Origin of the sequence: Providencia sp. CIM-Carb-044 (assembly GCF_033901115.1) — a bacterium.
Classification (GTDB): Bacteria; Pseudomonadota; Gammaproteobacteria; order Enterobacterales; family Enterobacteriaceae; genus Providencia; species Providencia hangzhouensis.
Genome location: NZ_JAXADV010000002.1, coordinates 579484 through 598488, shown reverse-complemented (window position 1 = coordinate 598488; position 19005 = coordinate 579484). Strand labels below are relative to the sequence as shown.

Annotated in this window: 15 protein-coding genes; 10 read left to right on the top strand and 5 right to left on the bottom strand. The window is 41.1% G+C overall.

From position 1 onward, the window contains the following. The first annotated feature begins 326 nt into the window (after window positions 1-326). The 3 genes from SJ312_RS06080 to dld all read left to right on the top strand — a co-directional run bounded on the left by SJ312_RS06080 (window position 327) and on the right by dld (window position 3952). Window positions 327-539, top strand: coding sequence for a hypothetical protein (locus SJ312_RS06080; protein WP_004253162.1), 213 nt, complete (start codon window positions 327-329; stop codon window positions 537-539). Beyond that, window positions 529-1914, top strand: coding sequence for an APC family permease (locus SJ312_RS06075; protein WP_110591844.1), 1386 nt, complete (start codon window positions 529-531; stop codon window positions 1912-1914). Before SJ312_RS06080 ends, SJ312_RS06075 begins: the two co-directional genes overlap by 11 nt. Window positions 1915-2212: 298 nt before the next feature. Beyond that, window positions 2213-3952: a D-lactate dehydrogenase gene (dld, locus tag SJ312_RS06070; RefSeq protein WP_004253168.1), complete on the top strand. Its 1740-nt coding sequence runs from the start codon at window positions 2213-2215 to the stop codon at window positions 3950-3952. Window positions 3953-4024: 72 nt separating this feature from the next. On the opposite strand, the gene sbcB is transcribed toward dld, so the two are convergent. Beyond that, a complete protein-coding gene (gene sbcB / locus SJ312_RS06065) occupies window positions 4025-5452 on the bottom strand; it encodes an exodeoxyribonuclease I (RefSeq protein WP_319867196.1) in 1428 nt (475 codons plus the stop codon). A gap of 347 nt (window positions 5453-5799) precedes the next feature. Here sbcB and SJ312_RS06060 point away from each other — a divergent pair, with 347 nt between their 5' ends. Next, window positions 5800-7083, top strand: coding sequence for an MFS transporter (locus SJ312_RS06060; protein ID WP_004253175.1), 1284 nt, complete (start codon window positions 5800-5802; stop codon window positions 7081-7083). A gap of 124 nt (window positions 7084-7207) precedes the next feature. After that, on the top strand, window positions 7208-7540 hold the full coding sequence (gene tmaR / locus SJ312_RS06055) for a PTS system regulator TmaR (protein WP_004253179.1): 333 nt from the start codon (window positions 7208-7210) through the stop codon (window positions 7538-7540). Window positions 7541-7606: 66 nt separating this feature from the next. Here tmaR and SJ312_RS06050 read toward each other — a convergent pair whose 3' ends face one another. Beyond that, window positions 7607-8296, bottom strand: coding sequence for a helix-turn-helix domain-containing protein (locus SJ312_RS06050; RefSeq protein ID WP_036958098.1), 690 nt, complete (start codon window positions 8294-8296; stop codon window positions 7607-7609). Between the two features lie 210 nt (window positions 8297-8506). On the opposite strand from SJ312_RS06050, the gene SJ312_RS06045 reads away from it, so the two are divergent. From SJ312_RS06045 to SJ312_RS06035, 3 genes are read left to right on the top strand one after another with little or no spacing between them, the layout of a single operon-like run. Then, complete coding sequence (locus tag SJ312_RS06045; protein ID WP_153673340.1) at window positions 8507-10837, top strand: molybdopterin-dependent oxidoreductase; 2331 nt, start codon at window positions 8507-8509, stop codon at window positions 10835-10837. A gap of 2 nt (window positions 10838-10839) precedes the next feature. After that, the gene (locus tag SJ312_RS06040) at window positions 10840-11388 is read left to right on the top strand and encodes a 4Fe-4S dicluster domain-containing protein (RefSeq protein ID WP_165119705.1); all 549 of its coding nucleotides are present in this window, start codon (window positions 10840-10842) and stop codon (window positions 11386-11388) included. 2 nt (window positions 11389-11390) lie between these two features. Further along, complete coding sequence (locus tag SJ312_RS06035; protein ID WP_136134352.1) at window positions 11391-12206, top strand: dimethyl sulfoxide reductase anchor subunit family protein; 816 nt, start codon at window positions 11391-11393, stop codon at window positions 12204-12206. Between the two features lie 220 nt (window positions 12207-12426). Here SJ312_RS06035 and SJ312_RS06030 read toward each other — a convergent pair whose 3' ends face one another. Both SJ312_RS06030 and rne read right to left on the bottom strand, forming a co-directional pair. Further along, complete coding sequence (locus SJ312_RS06030) at window positions 12427-12717, bottom strand: putative quinol monooxygenase (protein ID WP_004253191.1); 291 nt, start codon at window positions 12715-12717, stop codon at window positions 12427-12429. Window positions 12718-12915: 198 nt separating this feature from the next. Then, a complete protein-coding gene (gene rne, locus SJ312_RS06025) occupies window positions 12916-16194 on the bottom strand; it encodes a ribonuclease E (RefSeq protein WP_165880204.1) in 3279 nt (1092 codons plus the stop codon). Window positions 16195-16737: 543 nt separating this feature from the next. On the opposite strand from rne, the gene rluC reads away from it, so the two are divergent. Beyond that, window positions 16738-17697: a 23S rRNA pseudouridine(955/2504/2580) synthase RluC gene (gene rluC / locus SJ312_RS06020; protein WP_110591840.1), complete on the top strand. Its 960-nt coding sequence runs from the start codon at window positions 16738-16740 to the stop codon at window positions 17695-17697. Window positions 17698-17739: 42 nt separating this feature from the next. Here the strand turns inward: rluC and SJ312_RS06015 are convergent, their stop codons facing one another. Further along, window positions 17740-18327 carry a Maf family protein gene (locus tag SJ312_RS06015; protein WP_110591839.1) on the bottom strand — a complete coding sequence of 196 codons (588 nt, stop codon included), beginning with the start codon at window positions 18325-18327 and terminating at the stop codon, window positions 17740-17742. 143 nt (window positions 18328-18470) lie between these two features. On the opposite strand from SJ312_RS06015, the gene yceD reads away from it, so the two are divergent. Continuing rightward, on the top strand, window positions 18471-18995 hold the full coding sequence (yceD, locus tag SJ312_RS06010) for a 23S rRNA accumulation protein YceD (protein WP_004253206.1): 525 nt from the start codon (window positions 18471-18473) through the stop codon (window positions 18993-18995). Window positions 18996-19005 lie beyond the last annotated feature (10 nt).

The following is a 19005-nucleotide window of genomic DNA, read 5'->3' as shown; positions in this document are numbered from 1 at the left end:
GGCTTCTACCAAAGGGTTTTTTGCTGATTAAAACCTGATTAAAACCATAAGAAAAAAAAGTTATAAGCAGATAGGGTAAAAAGTCAGAAATAATCAAAATTTCTCATGGAAAATAGGGTGATTTGTTAACAATTTAACTTGCTATTTGTGGTTATGGCGTGCAAAATGCGCGAACTAAAAAATAACTGATGCTTAATCAAATGAAGCATCGGTTTTTTTGTTTTTAGGAACGTTCATTCTAGCGGGGCCGGACATAGAGCCGGAGAGATAATTTTAATATTTACGTGTAGCAAACATTTTACGCTACCGATTTGAGGAATGCTTTTATGGCTTACTTTTTCGCATTCGCAGCAGGGCCAGGCGCTGGCGGCTGCCGTATCGATGACTACGGGGCTCTCGGTGGCTTCGCTCACACGCCTTTCTCCCTTTCTTCGTTTTTCTCTGCCTATAGGCAGATGCAAAGTCTTCCCAGTAACTGTCGATTAAGCCGAAGTAGTATGCAATCGAAAGTTATGGGAGGGCTTAGACGTGCAAAATAATACGCCAATTCCATTAGACATCGGTCACAATCAAACGGGTGCGAATAACCGCGTACAACTTGCAAAAACCTTAACATTGGTGCAAGTGGTCATGATCGGTATTGCGTATATCCAGCCAATGACGATATTTGATACCTTCGGAATGGTGTCAGATAAAACCGGTGGACATGTTCCAACTTCATACATTATTGCACTTGCTGCGATACTGTTTACTGCTCTGAGCTATGGTAAATTGGTGAAACGTTTCCCATCAGCCGGTTCAGCGTACACTTACGCCCAAAAATCAATGAGCCCACATATTGGCTTCTTGGTGGGTTGGACATCCTTGCTGTCCTATATTTTTATGCCAATGATCAACATCTTATTGGCTAAAATTTATTTACAAGATATTTTCCCTAATGTTGAGCCAGCGATTTTTGTTGTGGGATTAGTCATATTGATGACAGCAGCAAACTTACGCGGTATCAACGTGATAGCGAATTTAAGTACCGTGATTGCGATTATCCAAATTGGGGTAATGGCGGTCTTTACGGGCTTAGTGATTCACGGCGTTTCAAATGGTGAAGGTTCAGGTGAGATTTGGACATTTAACCCATTTGCTAATGAAAAAACCGAAGTGATCCCGCTTATTGCTGGGGCAACAATCCTTTGTTTCTCATTCTTAGGTTTCGACGGATTAAGCTCACTGTCAGAAGAAACACCTAATGCAGGCAAAGTGATCCCACGTGCTATTTTCTTAACCGCGTTAATCGGTGGAATTATTTTTATTACTGTGTCTTTCTTCTTACAGCAATATTTCCCTGATGTTTCACGTTTTAAGAATATTAATGAAACACAGCCAGATATTATGCGTTTTGTTGCTGGTGCATTCTTCCAGTCAATCATTCTGGTTTTCTCATGTGTTACGGTATTAGCGTCAGGTATGGCGGCTCACGCAGGTAGCGCACGTTTAATGTACGTTATGGGGCGTGATGGGGTATTCCCAGAAAAAGTGTTTGGTTATGTAAGCCCAACATGGCGTACTCCGGCATACAACGTACTAATGGTTGGTTTCTTGGCATTAGGCGCTATCTGGTTTGAAATGGATTTTGCAACCGCGTTAATTAACTTTGGTGCGTTAATCGCGTTTACTTTTGTTAATATTTCGGTTATCAGCCAATTCTTTATTCGTGAACGCCGCATGACAGGGCTCAAAAATATCCTGAATTACTTGATTTTGCCTGTTATTGGTACACTGACAGTGTGTGTGTTATGGCTGAATATCGAAGAAGACTCAATGGTTTACGGGTTGGTTTGGACGGCAGTTGGTTTGGTCTATATGGCTGTGCTGACACGTATGTTTAAGCGGCCTATGCCGCAAATGAGCGACGTTTAACAATATTCTTCATATTTCGCGCCGTAGCGGCGTTGCGTTCTCAAAACGACATGGGTCACATACTTATGTATGCTCCCCATGATCGTTTTGCTCGGCGTCTTGCTACAACACGAACTATTTTGAATATGTCCAGAATTAGATTCAAAAATAGCGCCTTAAGGCGCTATTTTTTTATCCTTTAAGAATTATTTAAGATAAAGCGTGTAGCCTATTAACATCATAATATTATGTGATATTGTTGTTACAACACATAATGCAGAACTATGATAATCACGAATTCGATTAATAAGGCACACAAATGAATGATGCAAAGAAACCTGAGAATCAACGGTTATTACTGACGCTTAGGAATATTGTTGGCAAAAAAAATATTTTAACAGAGCCACATAAAACAGAACGTTATCGTAAAGGCTTCCGCTCTGGTATGGGGGATGCAATCGCGGTTGTATTTCCAACAACATTGCTCGAACAGTGGTATGTTTTCAAGGCGTGTGTTGAAGCAGACAAAATTGTCCTGATGCAAGCGGCGAATACAGGGTTAACCGAAGGGTCTACACCGAGTGGCTATGACTATGATCGCGATATCGTCATTATTAGTACGTTGAAATTAAACCAAATTCAAGTTTTACCGGAATTCAACCAAGTCGTTGCGATGCCGGGGAGTACTTTGTACGACTTGGAGAAAATCTTAAAACCATTAGGGCGTGAACCGCACTCTTTGATTGGCTCTTCTTGTATTGGAGCTTCAGTTGTGGGTGGTATTTGTAATAGTTCTGGCGGTTCATTAGTGCGTAGAGGCCCCGCCTATACTGAGCTTGCTCTTTATGGCCGAGTCAGTGACGATGGAAAAGTGGAGCTTGTCAATCACCTAGGTATTGATTTAGGTAACACACCAGAAGAAATCCTGACGAATTTACAAAATCGTGGCTATAGTAGTGAAGACGTACAAGTTAGCGATAAACTCGCTTCTGACCATGAGTATGCAGAGCGCGTTCGTGATGTTGATGCAGATACACCATCACGCTTTAACGCGGATGAACGTCGTCTATTTGAAGCATCAGGGTGCGCAGGAAAATTAGCCGTGTTTGCGGTTCGTTTAGATACCTTCCCAGCCGATAAAAAAACACAGGTATTTTATATCGGTTCAAATAACCCTGACGTTTTGGAAGATATACGCCGTTATATTTTAAGTGAATTTAAAAACCTGCCAGTTGCAGGTGAATATATGCACCGTGGTTGCTTCGATATAGCAGAAGTTTATGGTAAAGATACCTTTTTAATGATTGATAAATTTGGCACTGACAAAATGCCAATGTTTTTCACTATTAAAGGGCGTATTGATGCAGTATTAAATAAAGTCCCATTCCTGCCATCAAATCTGATTGACCGTACTATGCAGGTTCTCAGTAAATTATGGCCTTCCCATTTACCACCACGTATGAAAGAGTTTCGTGATCGTTATGAACACCATTTAATGTTAAAAATGGCCGGAGATGGCATTGATGAGGCTAAAGTTTGGCTAAAATCTTATTTTGCAAGCGCCGATGGCGGCTATTTTGAATGTACACCAGAAGAGGGGGCAAAAGCATTTTTACACCGCTTTGCCGCTGCTGGCTCCGCTGTTCGTTATCACGCTGTTCATAATAAAGATGTGGAAGATGTATTACCTCTCGACATTGCTTTACGTCGCAATGATAGAAATTGGTTTGAAACATTACCACCAGAAATTGAAAAGCTATTAGTTCATAAATTATACTGCGGTCATTTTATGTGCCATGTTATGCACCAAGACTATGTTTTGAAAAAAGGCGTTGACCCGAAAGAACTAAAAGAAAAAATGTTAGCTTTATTAGATGAAAGGGGGGCTCAATATCCTGCGGAACATAACGTAGGGCATTTATATAAAGCTCCAGAACAATTAAAATCATTTTATAAACAATCTGACCCAACAAATACAATGAACCCCGGTTTAGGTAAAACAACTAAACGCAAAAATTGGGAAGGGGATTGTGGATGCGCTCATACTCATGATCATTAATGAACGCGTCGTATAAATAACAAAAGGCAGGTATTGGGAAACGTTTCAATATCTGCCTTTTTTATTACTAAATTAACTGGCGAGATCTCTCGCATAGCTAATCAATGTTTTTAATTGTTGGCAACGCTTTTCATCATGTTGATGCTCTACAAGTAATAGCTGTATTTGTTGCATATATTCTGTTAAACGCTCTTCACTAAAGTAGTCTCTACGGTGCTGTAACCAGCGTTGCTGCTCATCATAAGACAAGGTGGCAGGGTAGTTACGTGCTTTATAGCGAAAGAAGAGCTCTTTCATGCGCTTATCTTCAAAACTGAGTTCCAATGCAGGCAAGTTCTGTGGCGATGTTTCACGAATAATATCCATGGTTGAGCGGTCAGAAGGACTAAAGAATCCATTATAAATTTGTGTATCGACATCATCCGACTCTGTAAATACTTGTGGTTCGCTAAATAACTCAATTAATTTATTACGAATTTCAGGGTTCTTGCGTAAAGTTTCCAGATTGCGCATACACAAGTCACGGTCAACACCGGTTCGTTCCGCATCTTCAGGGCGCAGTGTTTTTTCTGGTGCTAAAATAGGGCACTTATTAATGTGAACGAGTTTTACAGGAACGGGAGAAGCGCCTGCCAATTCAGCTTTAGGTGTATATAATCGGGTACGCAATTGTTGAACATCTAACTCAACTAATGGTGAGATATCAGCAGATAAATCACACATAATAACGGCATTTTTGTTGTCAGGGTGCCAAGCAAGAGGAGCGACTAAGCTGACATAAGAACGTAATGCACCAAACATACCAGACACATGAACTAGTGGTGTTATTTCTACAATATCAATAAGTTGACTTATTTTGTTTTTATTTCTTAATTGATAAAAATAATCAAACATTCTGGGTTGAGCGGCTTTCAACAGTTTTGCCATGTTAATGGTGGCTAAAACGTCAGACATTGCATCGTGAGCATTTTCATGAGCAACACCATTCGCTTTAGTTAAATGTTCTAAACGCATACTCGGCAGGCCATCTTCATTCTCTGGCCATTGAAGACCTTCAGGGCGAAGCGCAAAACAGGCACGCAAAGTGTCGAGTAAATCCCAACGTGAATTTCCTTGTTGCCAACTATAGGCATACGGGTCATAAAAATTTCGATAAAAAATATTACGGGTAACTTCATCATCGAAACGAATATTGTTGTAACCCATAATGCAGGTATTGGGGACACTAAAAGCCGCATGAATTCGTTTAGCAAACTCGGCTTCATTAACGCCTTGAGATAATGCGACCTGTGGGGTGATCCCAGTGATCATGACGGCTTCAGGTTGCGGCAAATAGTCATCAGCTGGAGCGCAATAAAAAACCTCTGGCTCTTCAATGATATTAAAATCAAGGTCGGTGCGGACGCCTGCAAATTGCGCTGGCCGATCAAGAGCAGGGCGCTTACCAAAAGTTTCATAGTCATGAATAAAAAAAGTAGGTTGTTTTTTATTATCTTGCAACGTTTTCACCATTTCGATGGTTATATAGTAGATTGATAGTGGTTAATTTATTGGTATTCACTATACATTGTTGATTAATGATACCTTATCTACTGTGAAAGCTAAACCAAGGCTATCTGATATTGAACTGGCGCGATTGATAGCAGTTTAATTTGATAACTCGATAGAATATTTTACCCAGCAGGAGGTCGTTATCTTAAGTTATAAGTATTGTGATAACCGTCACATATATTAATTGTTAACGTTAACATTGGTGATTAACATCACAATTAATAGGTGATTTTGTGGTTTGTAATTAATGTTAACCTTAACATTTCATCAGGATAATTTTTGTTAGGTGATGAAATATGAATCGTGGTTCAAGAAAGTATTATGCCTCTTTGAGTGCATTATTGTTTTTTTTCTTTTTCACCTGGTCATCAACATTTTCTGTCGTTGCAATCTGGCTGCGTAAATATGTTGGTTTAGATGGCGCAGATACTGGGGTTATTTTTTCTTGTATTTCGATTGTGGCGCTTTGCGCGCAACCACTTTATGGATTCATGCAGGATAAATTAGGGTTACGAAAAAATTTACTATTATTTATTGCAGTATTACTGATTGCATCAGGGCCATTTTTTATGGTTTTTGGTACGTTGCTAAAATGGAATGTATTTTTAGGCAGTGCAATTGGTGGCTTATTTATTGGTATGACCTTTCACGCAGGGATTGGGGTGCTTGAGTCTTATACAGAGAGGGTCAGCCGATTACGTAATTTTGAGTATGGTAAAGCGAGGATGTGGGGCTCATTGGGTTGGGCGACAGCTACCTTTTTTGCCGGGCGTAACATTAACGTGAACCCTGATTACAATTTTATTATGGCAACTGTTTCAGGCCTATTATTTTTAGTTATTCTATTGAAATTAAAAACGGCAAATACGGATGCTTATAATAGCCTTGAACATGGCAAACCTTCTACGATAACCGTGAAAGACGCTCTACAATTGTTTGTACAACCTCAATTTTGGGCTTTAATATTATTTGTATTAGGAACCTGTATATACAGTGTATATGACCAGCAATTTATGGTGTATTTTGCTCATCAATTTCAGAATGAACAATTAGGTAATGAGATGTACGGTTATCTAAACTCATTGCAGGTTTTCTTGGAAGCAGGGGGGATGTTTTTAGCACCATTTATCGTCAATCGGATAGGTGCTAAAAATGGGTTATTATTTGCGAGTTCAGTGATGGCGTTACGCATTATTGGTTCAGGCTTAGTTGATGGTGCAATTATGATATCGATAATGAAATTACTGCATGCCGTTGAACTCCCGATTCTTTTAGTCGCGATTTTTAAATATAACAGCCTTCATTTTGATAAACGTTTGTCATCGACACTTTATTTGGTTGGCTTTAGCTGCATGAGCTCTGTAGTTGCAAGTATTTTATCGCCATTAGCTGGCTGGGGATACGATCAAATTGGTTTTGCTCATACTTATCTCGTCATGGGGGGATTTGTGATTATTACGACAATATTATCTGCATTTTGTCTCAGAGGTGACGGGACAGGTAATCAAGAAATCGGAAGTAAAGATCAGAGAAATAAGTTTGATAAAGATCACTCTGATAATTTGGTCGTTAAAGTATAAAGTGAAATCAAGTTTCAGTGGAATAATTTGATAAATATGCGAAACGGGCTTGTAACACGATAGGATTAGAATGTATTGTGTTAATAGATAATGCGTTTTGAATATTGACTAGAGGGTTTTAAACATGGACAACGCTAACAAGCCGTCTTTCCAAAATGTTCTGGAATTTGTGCGTATGTTTCGTCGCAAAAATAAAATTCGTCGTGAAATCACCGACAATGAGAAAAAAATTCGTGATAACCAGAAGCGTGTTTTGCTACTGGATAACTTGAGTGAATATATAAAACCAGGCATGTCGATTGAGGATATTCAGGCAATTATTGCGAACATGCGTAGCGATTATGATGATCGTGTTGATGATTATATTATCAAGAACGCTGAGCTTTCCAAAGAGCGCCGTGAAATATCTAAAAAACTCAAAGAAATGGGTGAATTGCCTCGCATCGATGTAAAATAATCAACTTATAAAGCCGAGATAATCTCGGCTTTATTGTTTTTGAGTTATTATCATGAAGGTTTGTTGTTATAAATTTAGTTTATTAACTTGTTTGATTAATGCAGTTGCTAATCTTTCCATTTCATTTTCTGCAATAAATCCCATCGTCACTGCGGCAGCAACAAGCTGACCTTCGCCATTAAATACAGGACAAGCAATAGATTGCGCTCCGGGAATACCTTCTGTTGGTTGGTAACGGATAGCATAACCTTGTTGGGTCACTTTATTAATTTCGTCTTGTGAATAGGAATTAGAGCCAAATTGGCCATCAAATGCTGAATAAACCAGCCCTGCCGCACTTTTTACGACAGGCAATGGCGTGTTAGGTAAAAAGTCAATTTCAATATTTTTAAAGCTACGATTATATTTAACCAAAGAAAGTGCTTTCCCTAAGCGGGTGGCAACACCTGTTGAGACATTTTGTTCATCACGAAATTGAATCAAAGCATTATTAATAGTGTCGATATAAGAGTCTTCAGGTTTAACAAAATTGGCTAAGAAGGTTAAATTTCGGCCTAAGCCATAACGGCTAGTTTGAATATCTTGATACAGCATTTGTGTACGGCATAGTGAAACAAGATATTTATGTAGCCGACTTTTTGATATCTCACAGCCTTTTGAAATATCCGCTGCGCGCGCAATACCTCCATTCTGAGCAATATAATTTAAAATGCTTACGGCTATATCAACAGAATTAACACCTTGCAGAGTAGACATACATAAACCACCTAAATTTAACAAGTTTGGGTATTTTACCATGAGTTGCCTTGTGCTGCTAACGACCCGACGTGACAAACAAATAATCCGAAAGAGGTAGTACGTTATTACCTATAAATAGATAGAATTATTGATGCTACTCAAGTTCACTTTTGGTGAATGGGGTATATATATAGTGAACTTTAAAAAGCAATGTCGAGGTTTACTATAATGAAAACTATAAATTCACTACGTTTGAAACGCCGAACTCTGCTTAAAGGGCTTGGTGTTGTGGGGTTGGCGAGTATTGCTCCCTGTTCTTATACACAAGAAAACAGCAATCACCCCTTACCTAAAGTGCGACTAAAATTGTCGGACTACAAAACATTTCGGTCAACTTGTGCAATGGAGTGTTTACATTGCAACCTAACTGCATATACCTATCAAGGTAAACTGATGAAAATACAGGCGACTGAAGGGTTTAATGTCAAATGTTGCTTGCGAGGTATGAGCCGGACTAAATGGGTCTATCATGAACAACGCATCAAAACCCCATTACTGCGAGTCGGCGAAAAAGGTAAAGCGGAATTCAAACCGATAAGCTGGGATGAAGCGCTGGATCTTATCGAAAAAAATATCAGAGAAACCATTGATAAATATGGTAATGAAGGGTTATTTATTTCCACGCATGCAGGGAATATGGACTCTATCAAGAATGATATGGGAAAAGCCTTTTTTGATTATTTAGGCGGAGCAACGAAACAGGCGGGTTCATTGTGTTGTTCAGCGGTAACAGCAGCGATGATCCCAATGCTAGGTTTAAGGTATGCAGATACCCGAGATACGATAGCCGACAGCCGCTATATCTTGTGTTGGGGAAATAACCCTGCTGTTACCATGCAAGCCTATTTTAAAAATTATAACCAAGCGAGAAGAAATGGTGCTCGACTAGTGGTTATTGACCCGCGCTATAGTGAAACCGCGGCAAAAGCAGACGAGTGGGTCCCGATTATTCCAGGGACGGATACGGCTTTGGCATTGGGAATGATCAAAATCATTATTGAAGAAAACCGAATAGACGAAAACTTCCTTAGAACACATACAGGCGCTGTTTATTTAGTTGACACCAACCAGAAACAAGTTAGGCAAAATCATGACGATAAGGACAGTTATTTAGTTTTCGACATATTAAGCAAAAAATTAGTTCGACATGATTCATCGGGTATTAAACCGGCACTATTCCAACATGAGCTTCCTGAAGATTTGGGGTATACCACGGTTTTTGAGCAAATTTATCAACAAGCCAAAGCATGGGATGTTGATCGAGTCAGTGAAGAAACGGATGTTCCAGCGGAAACTATCGTACGTCTTGCTCGGGATTACTCATCAATAACACCTTCAATGATTGTGCAAAATATGTCAGGAGCGCAGCGAACTGAGCACGGTGCTTATGTTGCAGGAAGTCAATTCTACCTTGCACTACTCACTGGCAATATCGGTAAACGAGGTGCGGGTGTTTGTGATGCCGGGGGAGCTCGGCAAATGGCTAACTTTAGTCCAATCGTTCCTCCTGCTCCGAATGTGAAAAATATTCCACCTATTCCAGTGGCGAAAGTTGGCGATTTTATCGTCAATGAAAAGCCGCATCCGATTAATTTTTGGTGGATTATGACAATGGGGGTTATGACCCAATTACCGAATACTAACAAGGTTCGGGAGGCTCTGAAGAAAGTTCCATTTGTGGTAGTGGCTGATAATCTCATGAGCTCAACAGCGTTATATGCAGATTTAGTCCTACCTGTTACAACGATTTTTGAAGATACAAGTTTGATGGCGGGGGTACGTAGCCAATATGTTCAATTAATGGAACAAGCCGTCGAACCTGTTGGTGAAGCAAAACCCGATTATTGGATTTTTGCACGGTTAGCAGAGCGTTTTGGCTTTGGAGATGTATTCAATAAGCCAATAGAACATTACATTGATGCCTGTTTAGTCGGTTCAGGCATCACTCGTCAAATGTTAGAAAAAGGCCCAGTACGTCCCGTAGAAGGAGACTGGATTCCTTTCAAAGACGGTATTTTTAGAACATCGACTAAAAAAGCGCACTTGTTTGTTGAAGATTGGCAAAAGAAAAATTTCTCACCTGTCGTCGCTTACTACCAAGTGACTGAGTCTGTTAAAGGTTCACCTGAATTAGCCAAAAAGTATCCATTAATGGCGGTTCAGCGCAAGTTAGCGCGTAGTGTGCATTCAAGTCATGGAATGAATGAATGGATTCTGGAAGTACAACGAAACCAGCCGAATGTTTTAATTCACCCTGAAGATGCTAAATCTAGAGGCATTAAAAATGGGGAATGGGCAATCACCTTTAATGACCGAGGAGAACACAGAGCCATTGCTGTTGTGACAACGCATATTAAAAAAGGCGTGATTTCACTAGATAACGGCTGGTGGGAGCAGCAGGGGGGAAGCAGCAGTCATGTCACGAATGACCAAGTTGAACATTTGGGAACAGGGCACTGCTGTAATAGTACGTTAGTTGATGTCAGAAGGGAGGCGTAATCATGGTTAAGCAATATGGTTTTTTGATAAATACAAAAGATTGCTATGGTTGCCGTACTTGTTCAATGGCCTGTAAATCCGAAAATGTCACCCCACCAGGGGTTTTGTGGCGTCGAGTTCGCGAATTTAATGATGACTCACCGAATGCCCAAGCATTTATTACGATGTCTTGTAATCATTGTGATGACCCTCAATGTTTGAAAGTCTGCCCTGCTGACACCTATACCAAACGGGCGGATGGCATAGTCGTTCAAGACCATGAAAAATGTATCGGTTGCCAGATGTGTATCATGGCTTGCCCATATCATGCTCCTGTTTTTGATCCTGCCGAAGGGAAAACGAGCAAGTGTAATATGTGCGCAGAACGGTTAGATGAAGGGCTACTACCAAGGTGTGTGGAGTCTTGCCCGACGGGCGCTATTGAGTTTGGTGATATTACCGAGCTACGTAAAAAGCACATGACAAATTGGGCGGTACTGGAGCAGCGCTATAATATGCCCGATCACACAATTAGTAATCCAAATATTGTGATTATTGGGATGGAGGACTAATCATGGATATTAAACATATGGAACTCCCTCTGGTATTTTTTACAGTGATGAGCCAGTGGGGGATCGGGGCAGTTCTCGCATTAACTATTTACCAAATGAAAGCCAGCCAAGAGTCCCTATTATCAGGTCCTGTATTGCGTCGAGCAGTGCTATTGATATGGTTGATTGAAGTTATTGGCTCATCGATGTCAATGGGGCATTTAGGTGTGCCTCTTGAAGCATACCGTTCCGTTTTGGGGTTAAGCCATTCATGGTTAAGCCGCGAGGCCGTGACATTTGTATTATTAAATGGCGTTGTCACGTTATGGGCTCTATCTTGCTGGTTGCAACCCACAGTAAACATGCGCAACACGATATTAGGCTGGATAAGTGGGATTGGAGGATTAGCCGCTATACTTGTCACAGCACAAGTTTATTATCAAATGGTCGCTCACCCATTATGGCATACTCCGGCAACACAAATCGCATTTATAGGCAGTGCAATTGTCCTTGGTTTTAGTCTAGTGGCCTTATTTGTCATTGGGCAAGGAAAGCCATTACCATCGTCAATTAAAGTCGGTGTGCTTATAGGCGTTGCATTGGTATTAATCGCGCAAATCATTCGCCTGCAATTACCTGCAAGCCAAGGTGGAAGCTATTTGCTGTGGTGGCAAGTTGTGATGAGTATGCTATTGCCTTGCATTGTGGCGATGAAAGGATATAAGAAACCGCCATCGGCGATTTTAATTGCCTTAGTGATATTAGCCATATTTAGCGGTGAATTAGCGGGTCGTGCCTTGTTTTATGGAGCGGTTATGATCCAAGCTCCTTGGTTCTAAAAATCCTCGTCATATTTCGGCCTGTCGCGTTGTTGGCGTCGCACACTCGCCCTAGTCACATACTTATGTATGCTCCTAGGGCCTCGTTTAGCTTGCCGCCTAGCGACAGACCGAACTATTTAGAGGATTATGTAGGTTTTTTTGTCGATATCAGAATTCGGCCTGTAGTGTTGTGTATGGGTTCTAGTTATATGCTTGGGGGTACGTTTAGCTAATGTGCTTATTCAAAAGCACCATTCATCAGTTTGATAATAGGGTCCGAACGCTTATAGCTGTTGATTAGAGGAACTAGGCGTTTGAAATGTTCGCTGGCACAGTGAATATCGAGCGCTTCTTGATTCGGCCACTCCTCGATAAAAATAAAGTGCCCAGGATCTTTTTGGTCAACGTAAAGGTCATAACTGATACACAATGGTTCTTGTTTAGTTGCAGCGACCAATTCACGGTATAGCGGCATAACAATCTCAATCGCTTCGCTTTGAATAAAATCTTCCGCAATGACTTTTAACATATATTTCCCTTTTCTTTATAAAATAACTGTGTATAAACACAGCAATACAAACACAAATTCGTTGAGAGCTCAATGTAAAAAACTGGCGAGATGATGAGTTTTTTTTAATTAAAAAATTTATTATTCATGAAATGTATTGTAATAAAAAAGCCTTGATAGTTTCTTATCAAGGCTTCTGTGTTTTAAAACTATTAAGTTTTAGTGACTAGATGGTTTTGCCATTGCAGAGGTTGCGACGTTTGAAGCAACATGACCACCTGCGCCGCCTTTCCCTTCAAAGGTTGAGGCTTCACGCTGATATTCAGTGATCTCAAATGGTGCAGCAGCACTTGCAGGTGCTGGCGCTTTTGTCATTGGAGAATAAGCATGACGTTTATGTAAGCTGACCGCTGGGCTGCTTGCTACCGTTGCTGGTTCAGCTACGGCAACAGGTTCGATAACTTCCTCGACACTGACTACCTCGGCTGATGCCGTGACAGAAACTTGTGGACGTTGCGCTTCTTCAACGACTTCATTCACAATAACAGGCGTTGTTTGTTCGTCCGAAATAGAAACGCTTTCAACCACTTCTGTTTGAGCTATTTCAACCTGTGGCTCAATAACTTCAGCCACTATTTCTACAGTCTCTTTTACAGCTTCGATGGTTTCAACTTCTTGCGAAACATCAGTTTTCTCTTCAACAACAACTGGAGTTGGTTCGACAATGTGTTCAACAACCGTTGCTTCGTTAGCTAATGGGGTTTCTTCTACATTAACCGTTTCTGTAGTGGTGTCTTGTACCTCGTGTTTAACCTCTTCAGCCACGACTGGAGAGACAATTACGTGGCTTTGTGACGCGGTAACATTTGAGGTTTCAGCTACAGAAGCTTCATTAACACTTTGTTGTTCAAGCATTTCCTCATTGGTGATGATTGCCATGCTTTCTTGTTGAGGCTGAGCAATCGGGTAATGAATAAATACTTTGCCAGACGCAAGCTCTGGTGAGGCAACGGCAGCGATTAATGGCATTGGTGATTTAGTCAAATGGCGCTCATCACGGTAGCGACGACGACGTTGACCACTGACACGCAAGTGACGAGGTGAACGACGAGAACGGCGTGGAATGATGGTGTCTTGTTTTTCTTCACCATCAACTTGAGCCACGGCTTCTTGACGCTCTTCAGTTTGTACTTCACCTTCAGTTTGGTTCACAGATACCGTTGGTGCAGGTAATGCTGCAACTGGCTCAGTGGTTACTTCAGGTGCCGTTTCAACAGGAGTAATGATTTGCTCGCTATCAGTAATACGGATTTTTTGTGCTAATTGGCGACGTTGACGACGTGGGGCAACCGGACGTTGTTCTTCTTCCTTTTCCACCGCATCTTCGACATGGCTTTGCTGAGCATCTTGCTGAGTTTTGGCCACTTGTTGTTGACGTTTTTCGTCTTGGCGACGACGGCGCTCAGCACGTTGTTCGCGACGTTGCTGCTGGTTGTCACGATTGTTAGACTCAGTTGCTTGCTCATCTTGCTGGCTCGTATTTTTATTATTACGGCCTTTATTACGAGTGTTCGCATCATCCGATGACGTATTACGGTTATTGCGATTATCACGGTTGTCACGATTATCGCGTGTTTCATTTTCATCGCGATCACGACGATTATTATTACGGCGATTATTATTGCGACGATCATTGTTACGGCGGCGGTCATTATTATTGCGGTTTTTCGGCGCTGGTTTCTCAACCACTTTTTCTTCTTCACCAAATAGGTTCTTGAAGAAAGCCGCAATTTTACTGAACAAACCTGGGGATGCAGGTTCAGTTGCCACTGATTTTACTGGTGCTTTTGTTGCAGTTTCTTTTGGCTTCACTGTAGACATGTCTACAGGCTCTTGCAGTGCAAAAGCTGAAATTGCAGGTTGCTCAGGGATTTTGCGCTCAGCGGTAGTCTCGTCACTTTGTGTCAAAGTGACGGTTTCGTGATATTGAGCTAAGTTATAGCTTAAAGTATTTACCTCTTCACCTTTACGAATGCGGATCACATGGAAGTGAGGCGTTTGCATTTGGTCATTAGGGACAATCACAACGCGAACATGGCTTTGGCGTTGTTCGATATCACTAACGGCTTTACGCTTTTCATTCAATAGGTAAGATGCAATTTGTACAGGAACAATGGCATGCACTTCGTGAGTATTTTCTTTCAGTGCCTCTTCTTCGATAAGGCGAAGAACAGACAGGGAAAGTGATTCGTTATCACGAATGGTTCCTGTTCCTGAACAGCGAGGGCACACGTGATGGCTGGATTCACCTAACGATGGGCTCAAGCGCTGACGTGACATTTCTAATAAACCAAAACGAGAGATGCGTGCAATTTGAATGCGAGCACGGTCTTGGCGTACAGCTTCACGTAAGCGGTTTTCTACTTCACGTTGATGCCTAACTGGCGTCATATCGATAAAATCGATAACAATCAAACCACCTAGGTCACGTAGACGTAATTGACGTGCAATTTCATCAGCCGCTTCTAAGTTAGTATTGAACGCAGTTTCTTCGATATCGCCACCACGTGTTGAACGTGAGGAGTTGATATCGATAGCGGTCAGAGCTTCAGTGGTATCAATAACTAATGCACCACCTGATGGCAAACGAACTTCGCGTTGGAACGCAGATTCGATTTGTGATTCAATTTGGTAGTGGCTAAAAAGTGGAACATCGCCACTGTAGTGTTTGATTTTGCTTGCAAAATCACCACGGCCGATAGCTTCGATATGGTTGCGTGCCATTTCGACAACTTTCGGGTTATCTATTAGGATCTCACCGATATCTGGGCGTAGATAATCGCGGAATGCACGAACAATAACGTTACTTTCTTGGTGGATCAAGAAAGGTGCAGGGCGGTTTTCAGCGGCTTTTTGAATCGCTTCCCAGTGACGTAAACGGTAGAGCAAATCTTGTTGCAGTGATTCTGCAGATTTACCCACACCCGCGGTGCGAACGATTAAGCCCATGCCGTCTGGAATTTGTAAAGAGGACAGCGCTTCTTTTAGCTCAGTGCGGTCTTCGCCTTCGATACGACGTGAAATGCCCCCCGCACGTGGGTTATTTGGCATTAAAACGAGGTAACTTCCTGCCAAGCTAATGAAGGTGGTTAATGCGGCACCTTTATTGCCACGCTCTTCTTTATCCACTTGAACGATAACTTCTTGGCCTTCTTTTAACACATCTTTAATGTTAGGACGGCCTTGGGAGTGATAGTTGCTTGGGAAGTATTCACGAGCGATTTCTTTGATAGGAAGGAAACCGTGTCTTTCAGCGCCATAGTCAACAAAAGCAGCTTCAAGACTAGGTTCGATACGAGTGATTTTACCTTTGTAAATATTGGCCTTTTTTTGCTCATGACCGGGACTTTCAATATCCAAATCATAGAGGCGTTGCCCGTCAACAAGGGCAACACGCAACTCTTCCTGTTGAGTTGCGTTTATTAGCATTCTTTTCATGTTATTACTTACTCATTATTTTCTTTTAAATAAAGAGCAGCGAAAGAAAGAGCTACTGTAAACCGATGGCCTCGTGATTTTTACAAAACCGTCTGCCTCGCGGCAGTCGTTCGTATAGAGACGCGCAGTATTCGGTGAACCTGATTTTTAGATTAAAAATTCAGCGTTCTTAATCAGGATGCCGTAAGTTATTAAAGAAAACGGAAGTTCCTAACCCAATAAGCCAAAATTCGTTGCTCGCTAATTTATTTGATGTTGCTAAATGTCTTACGCCATTGCTGCACTGTTACGCCATCAAATAAGAAATCCTATAAAACGTTAACTTTCGTTTTTTAAACATCTTAGCAACTTCATATTATTCCATTGCCATAGGCATTATAGCAAGTCGATACGGAAGTTATATGGAAATTTTATTTAGAAATAGGATAAATCATGCAGAAAATAACCAAATTAAAAAAAAAGATAAAAAATTTTGTGGAGTCGGTATGATAGGGAAAGCGAATAAGAGCATATTTTAATCAATTAGAGTTAATGCATTCCCGAATGAATACACAAAATCAAGTTCAATTTATTGACATCAGCGATGACGAAGCTGGGCAGCGTATCGATAACTTTTTGCTCACTAAACTTAAAGGTGTACCAAAGAGTATGATTTATCGCATTATCCGCAAAGGGGAAGTGCGTGTTAACAAGGGGCGGATAAAGCCTGAGTATAAATTAGTCGAAGGGGACCAAGTCCGCGTTCCTCCCGTTAGGCTTGCTGAGCGTGAAACTGCAACGGTTTCGGCTAAACTGGATAAGGTCGCTGCATTAGCGAATTGCATTTTATTTGAAGATGACGTTCTCTTAGTGCTGAATAAACCATCTGGTACTGCTGTTCATGGTGGAAGTGGTTTAAGCTTTGGCGTTATCGAAGGCTTGAGGGCTTTGCGACCCGAAGCGCGTTTCCTTGAATTAGTCCATCGCTTGGATAGAGACACTTCTGGGATTTTGTTAGTGGCAAAAAAACGTTCTGCACTTCGCGCACTACATGAACAATTGCGTTTAAAACAAATGCAAAAAGATTATTTAGCACTCGTAAGAGGTAATTGGCAGTCCCACATGAAAGTTGTTCAAGCTCCTTTACTGAAAAATATTCTACAAAGTGGTGAACGTGTTGTTAAAGTTAGCAGCGAAGGGAAGCCATCAGAGACACGCTTTAAAGTGGAAGAGCGTTTTGATAATGCAACTTTAATAAAAGCGAGCCCTGTCACAGGGCGTACGCATCAGATTCGTGTGCATACTCTCTATGCGGGGCATCCTATTGCATTTGATGACCGTTATGGTGACAAGCAATTTGATAGCCAACTGGCCGGAACAGGTTTAAACCGCTTATTTTTGCATGCGAGCGCACTGAAATTTACACACCCTAAAACGGGTGAAGAGATGCGTTTGCAAGCTCCATTAGATAACCAATTGAATCACTGCCTAAAAATATTACGTAGTCGTAAAGCAGAAAAGTAGGTCATTTAATTAACTGGCAGGTATTACCTGCCAGTTAAATGATTAATTATCAAATAATGGACTAACTTGGTGTTGGCGTAACATTTCAAGTAATAGAATAAGTGGAAGCCCCACTAACGTATTGGGGTCACGCCCTTCCAAACGTTCAAATAAGCTAATCCCTAATCCCTCTGATTTAAAACTTCCAGCACATTGATAAGGCTCATCTTTAAGTAAGTAATTAGTTATTTCGGCGTCAGATAGTGATCTAAAATGAACGTGAAACAATTCACACTCGACATTAAACTTACCTGTTTCAGTATCGAGTAAACATAGGCCAGTATAAAAAGTGACCTTATTACCTGACGCGGATTTAAGCTGCTGAAAGGCATTATCAAAATTATGCGGTTTTCCCATAATTTTATTTCCAATTACACAGACTTGGTCAGAACCGATAACCAGGTGCTGAGGGTATTGAGCAGAGAGTGCGTTGGCCTTTTCATGAGATAAACGCATGACTAAAGCCTGAGCGGACTCATTCAATATGGGCGATTCATCAATATTGGGAGCCACTGCTAAAAAAGGCAATCCCAGTTTTTTTAGTAGGGCTTGTCGGTATGTTGAAGTTGACGCCAAAATAATCGATTTCATGATTTTTCTCGAAACTCGTAGCCAAAAGGGTTAACTCATTTTAAACTATAAAACGTAAAACCTACGGTTTTTTGGTGAAAAGGCGAGTTTACCCCGCCTTTTTCTTTGACTATAGCTCATTACAAAGTTAATATGCGCGCCTTATGCAAAAGGTAAAATTACCCCTGACTATCGATGCGCAGCGTGCAGCTCAGAAAAACCTCGACTATGTTGGGAGTTATACATCTGAGCAAGTTACACGAATTGCCGAATCAGTAGTCAGTGTAGATAGTGATGTAGAAACCGAATTATCATTTAAAATTGATAATCAGCGTTTGACTGTCATCGAGGGGAAATCCCAAGTGGATGTCACCTTACAATGCCAACGTTGCAGAACTGATTTCAAACATCATGTCTACGTATCGTATTGTTTTAGTCCTGTCGTCAATGACGAAAAGGCCGAAGCATTACCGGAGCTCTATGAACCGATTCAAATTGATGAATTTGGTGAAATAGATTTGCTGGGAATGATAGAAGATGAAATAATTCTATCCTTACCAGTGGTTCCGGTTCATGATTCTGAACACTGTGAAGTGTCCGAAGCGGACATGGTGTATGGTGAACTGCCTCCCGAGGCAGAAAAACCAAACCCATTTGCCGTATTAGCCAGTTTAAAGAAAAGTACTTAAGGAGTAAGGT

Bases quoted from the DNA above. Each gene is read 5' to 3' on its own strand.
- SJ312_RS06080 (WP_004253162.1), top strand. From the start codon at position 327: ATGGCTTACTTTTTCGCATTCGCAGCAGGGCCAGGCGCTGGCGGCTGC.
- dld (WP_004253168.1), top strand. From the start codon at position 2,213: ATGAATGATGCAAAGAAACCTGAGAATCAACGGTTATTACTGACGCTT.
- SJ312_RS06060 (WP_004253175.1), top strand. From the start codon at position 5,800: ATGAATCGTGGTTCAAGAAAGTATTATGCCTCTTTGAGTGCATTATTG.
- tmaR (WP_004253179.1), top strand. From the start codon at position 7,208: ATGGACAACGCTAACAAGCCGTCTTTCCAAAATGTTCTGGAATTTGTG.
- SJ312_RS06050 (WP_036958098.1), bottom strand. From the start codon at position 8,296: ATGTCTACTCTGCAAGGTGTTAATTCTGTTGATATAGCCGTAAGCATT.
- SJ312_RS06045 (WP_153673340.1), top strand. From the start codon at position 8,507: ATGAAAACTATAAATTCACTACGTTTGAAACGCCGAACTCTGCTTAAA.
- SJ312_RS06040 (WP_165119705.1), top strand. From the start codon at position 10,840: ATGGTTAAGCAATATGGTTTTTTGATAAATACAAAAGATTGCTATGGT.
- SJ312_RS06035 (WP_136134352.1), top strand. From the start codon at position 11,391: ATGGATATTAAACATATGGAACTCCCTCTGGTATTTTTTACAGTGATG.
- SJ312_RS06030 (WP_004253191.1), bottom strand. From the start codon at position 12,717: ATGTTAAAAGTCATTGCGGAAGATTTTATTCAAAGCGAAGCGATTGAG.
- rne (WP_165880204.1), bottom strand. From the start codon at position 16,194: ATGAAAAGAATGCTAATAAACGCAACTCAACAGGAAGAGTTGCGTGTT.
- rluC (WP_110591840.1), top strand. From the start codon at position 16,738: ATGAATACACAAAATCAAGTTCAATTTATTGACATCAGCGATGACGAA.
- SJ312_RS06015 (WP_110591839.1), bottom strand. From the start codon at position 18,327: ATGAAATCGATTATTTTGGCGTCAACTTCAACATACCGACAAGCCCTA.
- yceD (WP_004253206.1), top strand. From the start codon at position 18,471: ATGCAAAAGGTAAAATTACCCCTGACTATCGATGCGCAGCGTGCAGCT.